The organism is Brevibacillus sp. WF146 (assembly GCF_001673705.2).
Lineage (GTDB): Bacteria > Bacillota > Bacilli > Brevibacillales > Brevibacillaceae > Brevibacillus > Brevibacillus thermoruber.
In genome coordinates, this window is record NZ_CP109943.1 from 628229 (window position 1) to 646150 (window position 17922).

19 protein-coding genes and 1 riboswitch are annotated in these 17922 nt (G+C 54.0%); of the genes, 18 read left to right on the plus strand and 1 reads right to left on the minus strand.

From position 1 onward, the window contains the following. Window positions 1-6 precede the first annotated feature (6 nt). The 16 genes from A6764_RS03115 to csrA all read left to right on the plus strand — a co-directional run bounded on the left by A6764_RS03115 (window position 7) and on the right by csrA (window position 13570). Window positions 7-471, plus strand: a complete 465-nt coding sequence (locus tag A6764_RS03115) for a hypothetical protein (RefSeq protein WP_029100309.1) — start codon at window positions 7-9, stop codon at window positions 469-471. A gap of 53 nt (window positions 472-524) precedes the next feature. Continuing rightward, window positions 525-625: riboswitch (SAM riboswitch) on the plus strand. 129 nt (window positions 626-754) lie between these two features. Next, window positions 755-1966 (plus strand): methionine adenosyltransferase, encoded by a 1212-nt coding sequence (gene metK / locus A6764_RS03120; protein ID WP_029100308.1) that lies wholly within the window; start codon window positions 755-757, stop codon window positions 1964-1966. A gap of 126 nt (window positions 1967-2092) precedes the next feature. Then, entirely contained in the window at window positions 2093-3112 is a 1020-nt protein-coding gene (locus tag A6764_RS03125; RefSeq protein WP_035290172.1) for a polysaccharide deacetylase family protein, read from the plus strand. Continuing rightward, on the plus strand, window positions 3109-4251 hold the full coding sequence (locus A6764_RS03130; protein WP_029100306.1) for a sensor histidine kinase: 1143 nt from the start codon (window positions 3109-3111) through the stop codon (window positions 4249-4251). The genes A6764_RS03125 and A6764_RS03130 overlap by 4 nt, the downstream gene beginning before the upstream one ends. A gap of 29 nt (window positions 4252-4280) precedes the next feature. Continuing rightward, a complete protein-coding gene (locus A6764_RS03135; RefSeq protein ID WP_029100305.1) occupies window positions 4281-4988 on the plus strand; it encodes a response regulator in 708 nt (235 codons plus the stop codon). 70 nt (window positions 4989-5058) lie between these two features. Continuing rightward, a complete protein-coding gene (locus A6764_RS03140) occupies window positions 5059-5430 on the plus strand; it encodes a hypothetical protein (protein WP_029100304.1) in 372 nt (123 codons plus the stop codon). A 122-nt stretch (window positions 5431-5552) separates the two neighbouring features. Next, window positions 5553-7505 (plus strand): ATP-dependent helicase ComFA, encoded by a 1953-nt coding sequence (locus A6764_RS03145; protein WP_065067383.1) that lies wholly within the window; start codon window positions 5553-5555, stop codon window positions 7503-7505. Then, window positions 7484-8383 (plus strand): ComF family protein, encoded by a 900-nt coding sequence (locus A6764_RS03150; RefSeq protein WP_029100302.1) that lies wholly within the window; start codon window positions 7484-7486, stop codon window positions 8381-8383. Before A6764_RS03145 ends, A6764_RS03150 begins: the two co-directional genes overlap by 22 nt. Window positions 8384-8510: 127 nt before the next feature. Continuing rightward, on the plus strand, window positions 8511-8939 hold the full coding sequence (locus tag A6764_RS03155; protein WP_029100301.1) for a TIGR03826 family flagellar region protein: 429 nt from the start codon (window positions 8511-8513) through the stop codon (window positions 8937-8939). A gap of 148 nt (window positions 8940-9087) precedes the next feature. Continuing rightward, complete coding sequence (gene flgM, locus A6764_RS03160) at window positions 9088-9363, plus strand: flagellar biosynthesis anti-sigma factor FlgM (protein WP_035295905.1); 276 nt, start codon at window positions 9088-9090, stop codon at window positions 9361-9363. 44 nt (window positions 9364-9407) lie between these two features. Continuing rightward, window positions 9408-9908 carry a flagellar protein FlgN gene (locus A6764_RS03165; protein WP_044898885.1) on the plus strand — a complete coding sequence of 167 codons (501 nt, stop codon included), beginning with the start codon at window positions 9408-9410 and terminating at the stop codon, window positions 9906-9908. 13 nt (window positions 9909-9921) lie between these two features. Continuing rightward, window positions 9922-11400, plus strand: a complete 1479-nt coding sequence (gene flgK / locus A6764_RS03170; RefSeq protein WP_065067382.1) for a flagellar hook-associated protein FlgK — start codon at window positions 9922-9924, stop codon at window positions 11398-11400. A gap of 21 nt (window positions 11401-11421) precedes the next feature. Further along, window positions 11422-12309 (plus strand): flagellar hook-associated protein FlgL, encoded by an 888-nt coding sequence (gene flgL / locus A6764_RS03175; RefSeq protein ID WP_065067381.1) that lies wholly within the window; start codon window positions 11422-11424, stop codon window positions 12307-12309. Between the two features lie 19 nt (window positions 12310-12328). After that, complete coding sequence (locus A6764_RS03180) at window positions 12329-12901, plus strand: DUF6470 family protein (RefSeq protein ID WP_044898882.1); 573 nt, start codon at window positions 12329-12331, stop codon at window positions 12899-12901. A gap of 15 nt (window positions 12902-12916) precedes the next feature. Further along, a complete protein-coding gene (locus A6764_RS03185) occupies window positions 12917-13333 on the plus strand; it encodes a flagellar assembly protein FliW (protein ID WP_065067380.1) in 417 nt (138 codons plus the stop codon). Window positions 13334-13336: 3 nt separating this feature from the next. After that, window positions 13337-13570 (plus strand): carbon storage regulator CsrA, encoded by a 234-nt coding sequence (gene csrA, locus A6764_RS03190; RefSeq protein WP_065067379.1) that lies wholly within the window; start codon window positions 13337-13339, stop codon window positions 13568-13570. 45 nt (window positions 13571-13615) lie between these two features. Here the strand turns inward: csrA and fliB are convergent, their stop codons facing one another. Further along, complete coding sequence (gene fliB / locus A6764_RS03195; RefSeq protein WP_065067378.1) at window positions 13616-14854, minus strand: flagellin lysine-N-methylase; 1239 nt, start codon at window positions 14852-14854, stop codon at window positions 13616-13618. A gap of 234 nt (window positions 14855-15088) precedes the next feature. Between fliB and A6764_RS03200 the strand changes: the two genes are divergently transcribed. Together A6764_RS03200 and A6764_RS03205 are read left to right on the plus strand one after the other, a co-directional pair. Continuing rightward, the gene (locus tag A6764_RS03200; protein ID WP_065067377.1) at window positions 15089-15907 is read left to right on the plus strand and encodes a flagellin N-terminal helical domain-containing protein; all 819 of its coding nucleotides are present in this window, start codon (window positions 15089-15091) and stop codon (window positions 15905-15907) included. Between the two features lie 67 nt (window positions 15908-15974). Further along, window positions 15975-17903 carry a glycosyltransferase family 2 protein gene (locus tag A6764_RS03205; RefSeq protein WP_141669703.1) on the plus strand — a complete coding sequence of 643 codons (1929 nt, stop codon included), beginning with the start codon at window positions 15975-15977 and terminating at the stop codon, window positions 17901-17903. Window positions 17904-17922: the final 19 nt, after the last annotated feature.

Consider the following 17922-nt stretch of genomic DNA (forward strand, 5'->3'; position numbering starts at 1 on the left):
ATCGAGATGAACAAAGCGACAAAAGGATTGCTTGCAGCCGCGGTAGTCGGCACGGCCATTTTTGCTTCCCAGGCGATGGCTGACGGCGGAAGCGCCGGCGTGCCGGGTTCCGCAGACGACCCGGTCGTGACGAAGAGCTACGTCGATCAGCAGATCCAACGAGCGCTGGGCAGTGGAGGCGGCAGCGGGACCAGCGGATTGACCGTGGTGGAGCTGTATCCGGGCCAGACGCTGTACGGCTTTGAAGGGACGGAATTCATCGTCCGCACCGGACAGGTGCAGGCTGTCGCCGGCGACAAGGGAGATGGTCTGACCGACATTACGGAGGGGGCGGATCTCCGTGCCGGTGCACCGGTTTCCCACAACCACCTGCTCCTGATCGCCCGCTCCGACAACCGCGGATTGCGGCTGGACCCGAACTACGGCGGCGTGGCCTACATCATGGTGCGCGGCAAATACGAAATCCGCTAAGTGCATATTGACACCGAAGAGAAAAACCAGTATCCTATTATCCGTAATGGATACTCTTATCCAGAGCAGGCGGAGGGACTGGCCCTATGAAGCCCGGCAACCGACTTGAGCGGTGCTAACCAGCAGAACGGATATCTGTTCTGGCCGATAAGAGGTAAGGAACGCATCAAAACAAGCACCTTTTCCTCAAACGGAAAAGGTTTTTTTTTGCATGTGCCTTCGTCTGATAAGAACCTGTTTCGGCTACCACACTATTTGTATGAGTCCAAAGGAGGTCGTACACATGGCATTGCAAAAAGGTCGTCGTCTGTTCACTTCTGAATCTGTCACCGAAGGTCATCCGGATAAGATTTGTGACCAAATTTCCGACGCCATTCTGGATGCGATCCTGGCAAAGGATCCGAACGCCCGCGTGGCTTGCGAAACGTCCGTAACCACCGGTCTCGTGCTCGTGGCGGGTGAAATCACCACCAACACCTATGTGGACATTCAAAAGCTGGTGCGCGACACGATCCGCGAAATCGGCTATGACCGCGCCAAATTCGGCTTTGACGCAGACACGTGCGGCGTCATCACCGCGATCGGCGAGCAGTCTGCCGACATCGCCCTGGGTGTGGACCAGGCCCTGGAAGCGCGCGAAGGCAAGATGACCGACGAGGAAATCGAAGCGATCGGCGCCGGCGACCAAGGGTTGATGTTCGGGTTTGCCTGCAACGAAACGCCTGAACTGATGCCGCTGCCGATCAGCATGGCGCACAAGCTGGCCCGCCGCCTGACCGAAGTGCGCAAAAACGGCACGCTCAGCTATCTGCGTCCGGACGGCAAAACGCAGGTGACCGTGGAATACGAAGGCGACAAGCCGGTGCGCATCGACACCATTGTCATCTCCACCCAACACGCGCCGGAAGCGACGCTGGAACAAATCAAGAAAGACCTGATGGAACACGTCATCAAGCCGGTCGTTCCCGCTGAACTGCTGGATGACGAGACCAAGTACTTCATCAACCCGACCGGCCGTTTCGTGATCGGCGGTCCGCAGGGCGACGCCGGTTTGACCGGACGCAAAATCATCGTGGACACTTACGGCGGCTACGCTCGTCACGGCGGCGGCGCGTTCTCCGGCAAAGACCCGACAAAGGTGGACCGCTCCGGCGCATACGCAGCGCGCTACGTGGCGAAGAACATCGTCGCGGCCGGCCTGGCGGACAAGTGCGAAGTGCAGGTAGCGTACGCCATCGGTGTGGCACAGCCTGTGTCCATCAGCGTGGATACGTTCGGCACCGGCAAGATCGCCGAGGAGGAGCTGGTGAAGCTCGTCCGCAAGCACTTCGACCTGCGCCCGGCAGGGATCATCAAGCAGCTTGACCTGCGTCGTCCGATCTACAAGCAAACCGCGGCATACGGTCACTTTGGGCGTAACGACCTGAATGTGCCGTGGGAGAAGACAGACAAGGCGGAAGCGCTGAAACAGGACGCTGCCAATCTGTTGAAATAACAACCGAGTAGGGAGAGCCTAGTGCACGCACTAGGCTTTTTTTCTTGGATAGGAATGGTAATCCAGTCATAAAGGAATCCGTTCACCGGTGTCGAATCACTATGTAGGCTGTAAGGAGGGATTTTGTTGCCGAAAAGGTGGCCCTTCTTCCTTGTCATTCTGGTGTCGTTCGGTCTGGTCGTGACTGCCGGACTGCTCGGGGGTGTGTATCTTCCAAATAAGAACATGCCAAAAGTGCAACATTTTCCCCCGGTTCCTACGTCTATAAGCACAAGCGGGGAGGAAGCCGCTGCAGCGCGGGAACGAACGGCCGAAAAGGACGAAGCCGTCGTACCCAGGCAGTGGTATCGAAATCGGGTGGTGGTGCTGACCTACCACCATGTGTCGAACCAATTGAACCAACGCTATGTGATTGACCCGGACCAATTTGCCCGGCATATGGCGTTTTTGCGCGAGAATGACCTGCATCCGATTTCGCTGTCGGAGTTTTTGCGTTTTGTCGACACCGGCGTGCTGTCCACCGACAACGCCGTGCTGATTACGTTTGACGATGGATACGAGAGTTACTACACGCATGCGTTTCCCGTGCTGCGCCGGTACCAGTTTCCATCCGTCAATTTTGCCATAGCAGGTCGGCTGCGGGACACCGTGGAGCGCAAGCGAGAAAATATGACGACACCGTTGACTCGCCAACAGATAAAAGAAATGCTCGTTTCCGGGCTGGTGGATATCGGCTCACACACTTACAGTCTGCATGAACAGGCCGCCAGCAGCGAATGGGGAGAATGGGGGCCAAAGACCGCTCCCGTATACATGGAGGATGTGCAGCGCCTGGAAAACGAGCAGGAATACCGGAACCGATTGTACGTTGACTTTACCATGTCCCGCGTCGGCCTGAGCGATCTGGTGGGCCGACCGGTGGATACCATATCCTTGCCGTTCGGCTTTTTCAATGACATCGTTCTGCAGACAGCCCAACAAGCCGGCTACCGTTACGTGTTCAACTCCAATCCGGGAGTGGTGACACCCGGCGTCAATCCGCTGGCCATCCCGCGCTTTGACGTCGGTTTGCGCGAGATGGATACTGCCCAACTCCACCAGCTATTTACGAAAGCGAAAAACGGATTTGAAGGAGAGCAGGAATGAATCAGGCAATCAGCATCAGCATGTTGGATGGAGTGATTAAACGAACGATTGAAACGGTGGAGGCAAGCAAGGCGCAAATCTTTGAGATTTCGGAACATGCACGCCAGCAGGGCAATGCGTTAAAGCTGGAATTGCATGAATTGCGACAGGAAATTTCCAAAGTGATACAAAAGGTGGACGCGCTGGAGCTCGCCTACCGCAAGTCGCGCAACCGACTGGTGCTGGTGAGCCGCAACTTCCACACCTATACGGAAGAAGACATCCGCATCGCGTACGAGGAAGCGAGCCGCATCCAGGTGGAGCTGTCCATTTTCCGGGAACGGGAAAACAACCTGAAGCGCAGGCGCAATGATCTGGAGCGGCAGCTTCGCAATCTGGAGGAGACGATCGAGCGGGCGGAAAAGCTGGTCACGCAGATGGGGGTTGTGCTCGGGTACCTGACCGGCGACTTGAGCAAGGTCGACGAAGCGCTGGAGACGGCCAAGCAGCATCAGATGATGGGGTTGAAGATCATTCAGGCCCAGGAGGAAGAACGGAAGCGCGTCGCGCGCGAAATTCACGACGGTCCGGCCCAATCGATGGCCAACGTGGTGCTGCGCTCGGAAATCGTGGAGAAGATGCTGAAAAACGACCGCATCCTGGAAGCGCAGATGGAACTGCACGAATTGAAAGAGATGGTCCGCATGAGCTTGGCCGATGTTAGGCGGATCATTTTTGACCTGCGGCCGATGGCGCTGGACGATTTGGGGCTGGTGCCCACGCTGCAGAAATACATTCAAACCTACGAGGAGCGAACGCACGTCTCCGTCGACCTGGTCGTGTTTGGCGTGGAGCAGCCGCTCAAGAGCTCCGTCAAAGCCGCCATCTTCCGTCTGGTACAGGAGTGCCTGAACAACGTGGAAAAGCATGCGGGGGCCAGCACGGTCCAGGTGAAACTCGAGTTTTTGGAGGATTCGCTGGTTCTCGTTGTCAAAGATGACGGGGTCGGCTTTGACGTAGACAAGCGCACAGCCAAAGGAGGGTCCTTTGGGCTGTTGGGCATGAAGGAGCGGGCGCAGCTGCTCGAAGGTACGATGGAGCTGCAGTCGTCGCCTGGAGAAGGAACGAAAGTGATGTTTCAAATACCGGTTAAATTTTGAGTGCGAAATCGTGCATAGGGAGGATGAACATGGAGAAAAGGCAGCAAGAAATCCGGATTGTCATAGTGGACGATCATCAACTGTTCCGTGAGGGCGTAAAGCGGATTTTGGAAATGGAAAGCGATTTTCGGGTAATCGGCGAAGGTTCCGACGGGGAAGAGGCGTATCGCCTCGCCGAGGAGCACAAGCCGGATGTGGTCCTGATGGACATTAACATGCCCAATGTCAACGGTGTCTCCGCCGCGGAACACGTCATTTCCGTAAGCCCGGATACCCGTGTGATCATCCTGTCCATTCATGACGACGAAGGCTACGTGTACCGCACGCTGCGTTCCGGAGCGTCCGGCTATCTGCTGAAAGAGATGGGGACGAACGATCTGGTGGAAGCCGTTCGCGTGGTGGCCGGAGGCGGCGCGTATATCCATCCGAAAGTAACAGGCAAGCTGATTGAAGAGTTTCGCCGCCTGAGCGAACAGGAAGGAGCGGCGGAACGGACGTTTGCGGTAGAGGATTCGGAGCCGGTCGATCCCAAGGTGATCGAGTCGCTGACCCGCCGCGAGCGCGAGGTGCTGCAGTTGATGGCGGAAGGGAAGAGCAACCGGGCCATCGGGGAGTTTTTGTTTATCAGTGAGAAGACGGTCAAAAACCACGTCAGCAGCATTTTGCAAAAACTGAGCGTTCAGGACCGGACGCAGGCCGTGGTCATTTCCATTAAAAACGGCTGGGTAAAACTGTAAAAAAAGAAGGCGGCTGCACCATGAACAAGCCATTCCGCATACCTTGATTGCAGGAGGAGGTATGACCGTGATGGAAGAGTTGGTGGTGTGGCTGTTGGCGGCATATGGCTGCTCCTCTCTGATGGTGACGCTTGCAAACCGCTGGATCAGCCGGATGGCGGAACGCGCGGACCAATCATGCGTGCATTACCGACTGCTGCTCGGCAACTCGGAGCAGGTGGTGGAATACGCGGTCCGGCGGCTGCAGGTCCGTTCGTATTGGAGCGGCACGCCCATACGCATATCGTATGTCGATTACGGATCGACTGATGATACATGTGGCATCATGGCTGTTTTGAAACGGGCCGGCCACCTCTGCGCCGACGACGGGGAAGAGGCGGCCGCCGTCCCGGCCGTGACCATAGACCTTCGCCGTACGGGCGAGTGGGAGCGCGCGATGTAGCGCGCTTTTTTCTTTTGCCGTGGTCCTGCTTCACGGGACGATGGTTGTCCCGAAATATTTGCGGGCAGCCGCTGTCTTTTTGCACACTGGTCGTGTGAGACAAGGGGGACGGAGGCGGTAGTGTGCGAGAGTACCTGCTCTATGTAAAAGTGGGGGACGAGGCGGCGCACGTGTATGTGACGCCGTGTTTTGCGGTGGATCAGACGTATTGGCGGGAGCGGGACGGCTGCAGGCTCCACGTCATCGGCAAAAGCCCGTCGCTGGCGCTGGCCTTTTACCTGAGAGGAGTGCTGAACGCGCGGCTGCAGGGACGGGACGTCGGGGAAGAGGATATTGCCGCCATGCGGGAATGGGCGCTGGAGCACGTCAGGGAAGCCAACGCCTTGTACGGCCGGGAAGCGCGGGACATGCAGCCGCTCAGGGGAGAGTGGTTTTTGTTCGAGAGGGCCGGGGAAGACGCGGGGGATGCGGATGGCCGACAGGCTGATGAGGGGGAAGATGCCGATGCCGGGAGGGAGGCACCGTTCGGTCCGGGATCCCCTTTCCCCGCTGGTGCCCTTCCCGATCTTCGCGCAGACAGCGAGCGGCTGCATCTGCTGCTGCAGGGACGCGCTTTGCTGCTGGAAGAGCTGGACGGCTTTCTGCACAGGCGCGGCTGGACGGGAAGTCTGCGCAGGGAATGTCTGCAGTGGCTGGTTCTCGACGGGAAAGCGGAGTGGCGGCCGGGCATTGAGCTGTTTGTGAGATGGGACTGGTGGCGCCGCCGTTTGGCGATGCGGTGCGGCCGCTGCGGCAGCGAGCGGGGGATCGCGCTCACGCTCTGCCACACCTGCGGGCAGGGCTGCGCATACTGCACGACATGTTTGGACATGGGCAGAAGCAAATGCTGCACGCCGTATCTCTGCGTTCCCGGCAAACGCACCCGCTTTCGCAAGGACAGCGCGGCGGCCGTTCTCCAGTGGGAGGGGCGGTATTCACCGATGCAGGCGGCAGCGGCGGAACGGGCCAGGCGCTTCGTGGCGGCCAGCAAACCGGGGCCTTCGGCGTTTTTGATGTGGGCGGTCTGCGGAGCGGGGAAAACCGAGCTCTTGTTCCCAGCCATCCGGGAGACGCTGGCGGACGGCGGACCGGTGTTGATCGCCACGCCGCGCAAGGACGTGGTGCTGGAGTTGGCACCCCGTTTGCAGCGCGTTTTCCCGGCGGCGCGCGTGATCGCCGTTCACGGGTCCAGCCGGGAGAAATGGGAGGACGCCGACATTACCGTCGCCACCACCCACCAGGTGATGCGGTACTATCAGCGCTTTCCCCTAGTCGTGCTGGATGAGGCTGACGCTTTTCCGTACCACAACAACCCTGTCTTGTACCGGGCGGTTTCCCGAGCCGTTCAGCCCGGTGGGAAAACCCTGTATCTGAGCGCCACGCCGCCCCGCTATTTGCGGAAGCGGCTGGTCCCATCCGCATTCCGGTTCCCCGCCCACTCCGCTACCCACGTCCTGCTGCCGGGGCGGTATCACGGGTTTCCTCTGCCGGTGCCCAGGGTGTGCACGGTGGCTGCCCTGGACAAGCGGATGCGGCAGGGGCGTCCCGTGCCGCCGCTTCTCGATGGCGTCAAGGCTTCCCTCGCGGCCGGGCGTCAGGTGTTCGTCTTTGTCCCGCGGGTGGAGGACGTTCCCCGGGTCCTGCAGTATTTGCAGGCCCGCCTGCCGAATCACGCAAACGCGATGGCGGGCGTCCATGCCGCCGATCCGGAGCGGGAGCAGAAGGTGCGCCTCTTTCGGGACAAGCGTCATGCGGTGATGGTGACCACCACCATTCTGGAGCGGGGCGTTACCATTCCGCACAGCGACGTAATTGTGGTCGGGGCGGATGCCCCCGTTTTTGACGAGGCCTCCCTCGTCCAGATTGCCGGACGCGTGGGCCGCTCCGCCGACGCACCAGAGGGAACGGTACTGTTTATCCAGTCTCATCGTTCCACCGCACCCTACGCTGCCATCAGGCAGATTCGCAGGATGAACCGGCTGGCGGAGCGGCTGCGGAAAAAGGAGGCGCCATCATGCTGCGGGAGCCGTGTGTAAGCTGCGGCGGCCGGGTGGCCTCGCGGGAGCGGGAGGCGGCGGTCCGGCGCTTGTCTCTGACCATAGCGCGTTCCGCCCGCTACCCGGCGGTCTACCGACTGCTGGACGGACTGGGGCTGTGTGCCGATTGTCTTCGGCTCCTGCCGATCTTGGGAGAGCGGATTTGCATCCAGTGCGGACGGGATATGGGCGGCCGGACGCCTTCCCTGCTGTCGGATCGACAGAAGTGCGGGGACTGCGCGTCTGTCAGGGATGAACCGTTGGCAGGCAACCGGGGGCTGCTTGTCTACAACGAGTGGGGAAAAGACATGCTCAGCCGTTTCAAATACAGGGGAGACGAACGCATGGCCGGCTTGTTTGCCGCTTTGCTGGCGCTGGCCTTTTACCGCTACTACGGATCAATCCGGTTCCGGTGTGCAGCGGCTGTTCCGCTCCATGACAACCGTTTGCGGGAGCGCGGCTTCAACCAGGTGGAGCTGATGGTGAGCGGCCTGGGCAAACGCATCGGCGTGGAGGTTGTCCCCCTGCTGGCGCGGACGAGACATACCCCGAAACTGAGCAGGCAGGGAGGGCGTACGGCGCGGCAGGAGAGCATGCGGGGAGCGTTTGAGTGGGTGGGCCCTGTATCCTGTCGTAAACGCGAGCCGGATATCGTTGGGGATGGCGGCGGATCAGATGTCCGTGAACGTGGGGGCACGCTGCTCTGGTGGCGGAGAATCGGCTCGGCATTTCTTGGGCGTCGGCTCATGGCTCCCGACGCCATCCTGCTCGTGGACGATATCTACACCACCGGTTCCACGCTGCGTGCGTGCGCGGAGACAATCAGGGGGCAGGTGGGGCATGGCTGCCGCGTCTATTCGCTGACGGTCTTTCGGTAGAACGGTCGGCCGTCTCACAACTCTGTCAGATTCTCTTGATAGCCATCTTGGAAAAAATACGCTATGATGGAAGTACAGCGGGAAGAACATCAAGAGCAAGAACGGGGAGATAAAAGGAGTTGTGCTTATGTCGCTGGGCAAACTGTCTAACTGCTCGCGCTGTGGTGCCCTGTTTGTGCAGGTCGTTCGCGATATTTGCCCCACATGTCATCAGACGATCGAAAAAGAGTATGAACGGTGCGCCTCCTATCTGCGGAAGCGGGAAAACCGGGGGGCGACGATCTATCAGCTCAGTGAAGCAACCGGGGTTTCCGTTAAACAGATTACCCGATTCATCAGAGAGAGACGAATCTCCATCGCCAACAACCCCAACATGGGATATCCGTGCGAGAGATGCGGGTCCTTGATTCGCAGCGGACAGTATTGTGACGACTGCACCAAGCATCTGCAGCGGGACATCGTGCAGGATCTTGACGTTGAGCGGCGCCTGGAAGAAGAAAAGAGGATCCGCTTGGCGGAGGCTACCTATCGAAGAAAGCCGAATCGTGACGAATAGTTTTCGCGGAAAAAACTAATCGATCGCCGACATTTTGCCGATGATACTACTAAGAAGTATCATCGGTTTTGTTGTTCAGATGAGGATATGGAGCGATCCTGCTCCCCAGTCTTTTATGTCTGTTTGGATTGAGAGGATGGTTTTTCAGATGCGCATACAGGAACCGAACCGCACGGGAATGATAAACGCCTACAGCAAAACGGGTCAGACGCCAGTCGGCAAAGAGCGAAAGGTGTCCATGGGCAAGGACGAAGTGAACATTTCGGCGGAAGCCCTGGAGATGCTGAAGCAGGTGGAGGACCCCGACTCTCCCGCGCGCCGGGAAAAGATACAGCGCTTGAAAAAGCAGGTGGAGGAAGGGACGTACCGCGTTCCCAGCGACAAGATCGCCGACAAGATCCTGTCCTTCTGGCGCAAGCTGTAAGGGATGCAGCGCGACAACCTCGAGAGGAAAGCTGAGGTGGCCTCATGACGAAGTGGCATGAACTCTACGAGCTGCTCGACAACTTGATCCAACTGCACAAGGCGCTGTATACGCTCGCCGTACAAAAAAAGGACGTGCTGATCAAGGGGAACGTGGACGAACTGGTGGCCATCACCAAGCAGGAACAGAAACTGATCAAGGCCGTCGGCAGCGCCGAGGAGGCCCGCCAGGCCGTGGTGGCCCACTTGTTCGCTTCCCTGGGTTTCACCCGGGACAACGGCACGATTTCCGACCTGATCAAGCTGACGACCAGCGCGGAAGAGAAGATGCGTCTGACCACGTACCGCGACGAACTGATGCGGATTGTCTCTGAACTGCGGGATGCCAACGAGCTCAATCAGCAGTTGTTGGAACAGTCCCTTTCTTTTGTCAACATGACGCTCAACCTGATCACGGATGCGCCTGAGGATGACTATATCTACGGAAATCCGGCGGCGGAGGCGTTCCGCGGAAGCCATCGCAGTTTTTTCAATACCAAAGCGTAAAAGAGGTGCTATCATGCGTTCGACATTTCACGGGTTGGAAGTGGGAAAACGTGGCCTGTTTGCCCAGCAATCCGCATTGAACACCACTAGCCATAACATTGCCAATGCCAATACGGAAGGGTACACCCGGCAGCGCGTCAATATGGTCGCGACTCCTGGAATTCCGTATGTCGGCCTGAATATGAGCAGAGAAGCCGGCTTGTTGGGGACAGGGGTAATGGTGACGGATATCCAGCGCCTGCGCGAAGATTTTCTGGATCTCCAGTATCGAAACGAAAACAAGAACCTGGGCTATTGGGACGAGAAAGTCGATGCCCTTACCAAAATTGAGGCGATTTTGCAGGAACCCTCCGAGACGGGCCTGCAAAAGGTCATGGACCAAATGTGGCAGGCGTGGCAGGAACTGTCCAAAGACCCGATCAATCCGTCTACCCGTGCTGTCGTGCGGGAGCGTTCCATTGCGGTTGCCGAAACATTTGCCAATCTGTACAAACAGCTTCAGGAAGTCCAGCAGGACATGGATCACGTCGTTGGCGTCAAAGCGCTTGAGGTCAATTCGCTGGCACAGCAAATCGCGGCCGTAAACAAGATGATCAACGACGTCGTGCCGCACGGGTATGTGCCAAACGACTTGTATGACCAACGGGATGTGTTGATTGACAAGCTGTCCAAGCTGGTGCCGGTGAAAGTAAGCTATGTGCAAAACGGCATGGTGGACATTCAGGTGGACGGTCGGGACTTGGTAAACGGGTTTACCTCGGTTCCGGTGGCAGCGGTGAAAAATGCGCAGACGGGTCTGAATGATTTTACCATTGGAGGGGCCAGCATCAAACCGACGGCAGGCGGAATCACCGCCATTATGGAAGCGCGGGATGTGCTGATTCCCGGCACGATGGAGCGTCTTGACCTCCTTGCCATCAATCTGACCAAGGAAATCAACAATGTGCACAAGCTGGGGTACAGCATCAGCGACATTAACGGCGGTGGAGGTTCGTCCCAAATCCCGTTCTTTGTTGACAAGATAAAGGGCGGCACTGCGGACCCGACCGGAGCTGCCAACATCGCGATCAACCCGGCCATTTTGGCCAGTCTGGATGCCATCGCCGCAGCCAGACCGGAGCCGGACGGCAGCGTAGTTGCTGGAAATAACGAAAACGCGCTTGCCATCGCTCAGATCAAATTCAAGATAATCCCCGCAGGAACCGGTCCCACTGATTTCAAAGAAGCGACAACACTGGACGATTATTACCGGTACACCATTGGCGAACTGGGCGTAAAAGGGCAGGAAGCCATCCGCAATCAGAAAAATTCGGAAACCATTGTCAACATGGTGGCGGCACAACGCGAATCGGTGTCAGGCGTCTCCATTGACGAAGAGATGGCCAATCTGGTCAAGTACCAACACGCCTACAATGCCGCAGCGCGTTCCATCACAGCCGTTGACGAAATCTTGGACAGGATTATTAACGGCATGGGCCGAGTCGGTCTGTAAAGTCGTTTGGGAGGGTAACACATGGCCGTTCGCGTAACGCAAAACATGCTTAACCGCAACATGCTGCGCAATCTGTACAATTCGATGGGCAACATGGATAAACTGCAGGAACAATTGTCGTCGGGGAAAAAGGTCTCCAAGCCTTCCGATGACCCGGTGATCGTGACGAGGGGAATGTTTTACCGCTCTTCGCTGATTGAAAACGACCAGTTTACCAAAAATACTACGGAAGCGCTCAATTGGCTGGATGCCACGGACCAGGCACTGGATGAAGTGGGGAACGTGTACAAGCGCGTTCAGGAATTGATAGTGGCCTCCGGCAACGGTACCTTGTCCAAAGACGACCTGAAAATGATGGCCATGGAAATCACCGAACTGAAAAACCATCTGGGCAATGTGGCCAACCAGACGGTGAACGGGCGGTACATTTTTGCGGGGACCGATTCCACCAAACCGCCTTACGATACCGCATCGGGCCAGTTTACCAACAAAAACAGCTCGCTGATCAAACTGGAAATCAGCGAGAATACGTATGTGCCGATCAACATCAACGCGCAAAACGTGTTTAACAATCCGGCCGGGAACAATATTTTTACCCTGCTGGACAACATTGTCAATGAGTTGAACAACGGGAACGCCGCAACGGCATACAGTGACCAATTGAAACAGCAGGCCGATTTCGTATTGACCGAACGGGCCGCGCTGGGGGCACGGGTCAACCGTTTGGAACTGGTGGAAGACAGGCTGTCCAAAAGCGAGGTCTCCATTACCGGGTTGATGTCCAAAAACGAGGATGCGGACATAGCCGAAGTGATCACGCAGCTGAAGACACAGGAGAATGTTCACCGGGCCGCGCTTTCTGCCGGGGCGAGGATCATCCAGCCGTCGTTGGTTGACTTCCTGCGATAAGGCTGAGGGGTAGACGCATATGCCCATTGCATCCTTGCGAATGGAGAGCACGATGGCGCGGATCGGTATCTCCGTTCAAAAACCCGTGCAGGAGATTCAACAGCCGCATGCTGATCTCCAGCTTCGACAAAGGCCGGCCATCCTGCAGATCAGACAGGACCCCGGCGAAATCACGATCGATTCCAGCCGCGCCCGATACAGCCTCGGGCTGCGAACGCCGATGCAGTTCAGCGACGACAACGCCGCTTTCGGCAAGCAACAGTGGCTGGAGGCGATCGCCCGCATCAGTCAGGAGGGGGACCAACTGCGGGCGATCGAATACCCGCAGGATCCCATCCCCGAGCAGGCGGCTGACAAGATCGGAATTACCCCCACCCCCTTGCCGGCACCGCTCTATCCCGACGAAGGAGTCGACATTGGGTTTCGTCACGGAGTTGTGGAGATACGCATCCAAAAACAAGGTTTTGAGAACCATACCCAAATTCGACCACCCGTGTTAAAATACACGCCGGGAAAAGCGCAGGTGTACATGCAGCAGTACAATCGGCTGCAGATTGAAGTCGTCGGCCTGCAGGTTGATCGGTTGATGTGAAAAGGAGAAAGGCATATGACAACAGGCCGGAAGATGGAGATTGGAAAAGTATACTTTGAAGAAGGGGTGCCGGGTTTTCCGCACCTGCAATTTTTTCACATCGTCCAGGAAGACTCCGAAATTCCTTTTCTTCAACTCTTGTCTATGGAAGATGAAAAGGTTGGATTTTGGATCATTGATCCCTTTCTGTTTTTCGACAACTATGAATTTGTATTAAAAGATCCGATCAAACAAGCGCTGCATATTACAGACCAATCTTCCGTAACCATCTTTACCATTGTTACTCCTCGTGATAACGGAATTACCGTCAATCTCAAGGCTCCGATTGTCGTTAATCTGGATAATCGAATGGCCAAGCAAATTATTCTGGATGAGGACTATGAGGTGCGAGCTCCTCTATCCAGGAAAGAAAATCCTCCGGGAGGTAGATAACTCATGTTGGTACTATCACGGAGGAAGAATGAATCCATTATGATTGGTGACAGTATTGAGGTTACGGTCGTGTCAGTTGACGGTGATGTCGTCAGAATTGGAATAAAAGCGCCGCGGGACATAGACGTTCACAGGAAGGAAATCTATACCGCTATTCAGGAGGAGAACAAGGAAGCCTCACACATAAAACATGATTTGTCAGCAATGGTAAGATTGCTTGAGAAAACGGATAAATAAAGAAGGAGAGGCTTTTCACATGGGGAAAGCCTCTCCTTTTTTCGTTCAATTTTTTATGAAAATCGCCATTCCGGCCAGGGATTTCACGTCTAACGTCTTCAGAAGTTCCAAACAATAGTTTAGATATCCGTTATTATGCTCTACGACCCTGGCAATCGATTGGATGCAGGTGATGACGTGAGATTCATTGAAGGAATCTCGATAGTGACCGGCCATTCCAATTAAATGCATTTTAATAATACCGTAATGAAGAATGAGTTTCACGTAATCCTCCATGCACCTTTCATTGGAACCAAGCGGGAACAGATTTTTAAAGATATAATTGACAAGATAGTTTTCAAGAATGTATTCGTGTTGGTCCATGAAAGGCTTGTAATAATTGTGATAAGCAGATTGATAACGATTGGCAATTTCCTCCAACGTGGCATCATCAGAAAAACCAATGCCGGAAAGAAAGTCGGAATGACATTGCAAGTACCTTTTGTGGTCTAAGCCTAAAAGCAATCGTATATCAATGATTTTTTTCAGCAATTTGATCTGAAGGGCGGGTTCAATCGGAATTTGGTTAAGGCTATCGAGGAGACTCCCTTGTTCGATCAATGTATGATAATTGGAGACCAGAGTTGGAATGGCAGTGTGCTGCTGTTTTTCGACAAGGCGGTCGACATCCGTCAAGAAAATGCCCAATAAAATAAGGCGGTCAGCCAAACAGTAGCTTCGCTGCTGGATGAGGCTGATCGAAAAGATACGCAAATTCCAGAAATAGGTGGAAAGGTTATAAGCCTCATTTCCGACTTGTAGAACTCCATGTAAGGCCATTTTCTTGTCTGCTTCCTCCACTATTTCGTCGAACTCCATTTTATTGGGGTTCAACAGGGCCAGCCGCGCCGCTTCGGGACACGACAAGGTCGCGGACTTTTCAATCGTGCCGTTTACAATATTGGCAACACGAGGATAGGAACTACAAACGTTTGATAAGTATTCTTCCCCAAGCTCTAATTGAATGTGACAAAGGTTGTCTTTGGTTAACATTGGGCAGGAGTGGTTGTTGTCGAGTTTAATGTGGGCATAGTTTTTTTCGGTAGCATTTTTTCGTGTTCTTTTGATGTTTTCATTCAGTAATTTTTTCAAAGAGGCGTTTTTTACCTGCTTGTATTTCAGATAGGTTCGCTTGTCGATATCCACTCGCCACCCAACACAGCAGGTGTCCTCACACTCGGAGCCGATGCATGAAAACTTTTGCAAGTATTGGGGGACAAGGGTTACTTTTTTGTGATCCTTCATGGTGCAGGCCTCCTTCTTCATCCATATGTACTTTATCGGCTAAAATCAACAAACCGCTAAGTTCAAAATGTATGAAGAATGAGGTAAAACATTTTTTGAAAAAACCTCTAAATCTTTTGGCTAAGCTGGCCGATAACACTAGTGTAGGGGAAATGAGCAAGCGCGCGATTGCTTCAAATCCCGTCTATTTAGAGTCACATGGATGTGACTGTCACAATCAAGGAGGAATAGCAGATGATTATCAACCACAACCTGTCTGCAATGAACACCCATCGTCAACTGGGCATCAACACTGGCAATCTGGCGAAGAACGTTGAAAAGCTGTCTTCCGGCTACCGCATCAACCGCGCCGCTGACGACGCTGCCGGTCTTTCCATCTCCGAGCGCATGCGCTCCCAAATCCGCGGTATGGAGCAAGCTGCGCGCAACGCGCAAGACGGTATCTCCCTGGTTCAAACTGCGGAAGGCGCGCTGCAAACTGTAAACAACATGCTGGTGCGCATTAAAGAGCTGACTGTTCAAGCTTCCAATGGTACCTACGACCAAACAAACGATTTGGCTCGTATCAACGAGGAAATCGCTGAACTGGCAAAAGAAGTGGATAACATCAAGACCAACACCAAGTTCAACGGAATCACGCTTCTCGATGGTTCCAAAGACATCACCCTGCAAATCGGTATCGAATCTGCTCAATCACTGACCCTGACTGCAGCGAATTTTAACATTTCTTCCGTTGTAACAGCTATCCAAGGATACAACTTTGCTGACCAAACTCAAGCAAACGGCAAACTTCAAGATATTGAAGATCAGATTAACAAAGTGAGCGCGGCTCGTTCTTATCTGGGTGCTAACCAAAACCGTCTGGAAAACACCATTAACAACCTGAACATCACTGCGGAAAACCTGCAAGCTGCTGAATCCCGTATCCGCGACCTGGATATGGCAAAAGAACAAATGGCGTTCACGAAGAACAACATTCTTACTCAAGCAGCTCAAGCTATGCTTGCGCAAGCCAACCAACTGCCGCAAGGCGTTCTGCAACTGCTGCGTTAATAGAATCAAAAAAAGAGAGCAAGAATTCTTGCTCTCTTTTTTCCTAATTGACGAAAGGAACGGGAATATGAAGCTGTCAGCTTGTGTCATTGCGAAAAACGAAGAAAAATGCCTTTCCACATGCCTCGAGAGTGTAAAAAACATTGCATCTGAAATAATCGTCGTCGATACCGGCTCGACAGACCGGACGGTTGACATTGCCCGACAATGTGGTGCGTCTGTCTATCATTTTGAATGGATTGATGATTTTTCTGCTGCCCGGAATTTTGCACTTTCCAAGGCAACTGGCGATTGGATCATCTTTCTGGACGCAGACGAACAGCTTGCAGCGGAGAGTGCCCCCCAACTCCATCAGGTCATAAAACAAGCACAACGTGAACAATACGACTTGATTGCCGTTATGTTAACCAATTACGATTTGTCCAACAACCAGCCTATCAGTGCCTCTCCTCAAGTACGCCTTTTTCGCAATGATCCGGATATCCACTATGTAGGTGCTATCCATGAGCGAGTGGTAAGTGATAAAGCCCCTTTGAACGTATTGTTTGCGACTGACCGTGTTGTCGTTTATCATAGCGGGTATTCTCGTTCTACTGTAGCGGAAAAAGAAAAAAGCAAGCGAAATCTTGCCCTGCTGTATAAAGAATGGAATCAAAATCCGGGAAGCAGCGATGTGGCCTTTTATATAGCGGAGTCGTACTTGATTGATCAAAAATATGAGGAAGCATTGCAATTTGCCCATAAAGTGCTGCAGTTTAAAAATGCAACGTTATTTGGCCTTTATGAAAGAAATTACGTCAATATGATCAACTGCATGATCGCATTGGATTATCCGATCGAAGAACGATTGAAACTCATTCAGGAAGCGATTCATGCCTATCCGAATTTTCCTGACTTTTATTTTTTCCTGGGAGATGTCTATCGGAGGCAGAACCGATTCCATGATGCTGTAGAAGCGTTTGCATCCGGTATGCAGCGATTGACGGACACGGTCACATCACAATCCAGTGCCTACTTTACCAGCACCAAGGTATTGACGGTGATGGGTCAACTTCTTTATGCCGTTAACGATTTGCCGGGATGCGTTGAATGTCTTGTCCAAGCTCTTCGCCTGGACAAATACAACTATCGGGCGCTGCTTGAATTGGTGCGCGTTTTTTCTATGCATGAAAGTCCGGAGAATATTTCTTCTTTCCTGTCGAGGATATATGATTACGGCAATGTAAAAGATGTGCTGCTGCTTGTAAATGTCTCCCTTGAAGCCAACAATGGGGCTCTCGCCGATTATTACATGAATTTGGTCAAGGGTGAACAGAGAGAACAACTATCCTCCCACATTGCCAAGCTGCACCTTTTACTAGGTCATTATTCGGATGCGTTGGCTCTCTACCGTGAACGGTACAAGAAAGAAGGCGCGACCCACGATGCGGTTCATGCTATTGCGGCAGCACTGGCTGCAGGGAGTGAAGGGGCATTGCGTGACCTTTTTCCTTCCTTGCCGCAAACGTTACAGGCTCTCCTGCTGAAAGAGTCTGCATCCATCCAAAAAGACGACCTGGTTTTATTGGTGGACATATTCATCAGGCTGAATAAATGGGAGGAGTTACTTGGATATGCTGACCTTATTGTAGAACAGAGCGTTTTGTTGGAAACGGCTGATATTTGTTATCGACAGGGGGCATTTGGATTCGCTTTTGAATTGTATCAATACTATCTGGAACAACATGGGGAAGTCGATGCCCAGACGCTATGCGCCATTCTGATCAAAATGGCCGATTGTGCCATGCGCCAACAGAATTGGGAACTGGCGCTCCAGCTTTTGCAAGAGGCCGAATCTGCAAATCCCCGCGAGTATTGCGTTTATGAACGGCAAATTCAACTCTATGTGAAAATGCAGGATCAGGACGGGCTGATGAACGTCATCCCCAAAGCGATGAATTATTTCCCCGAATCGTCTTACCTTCGATCTATATCCGTTAACGTGATCAATCACTAACTGTACCAAATTTGCGTCG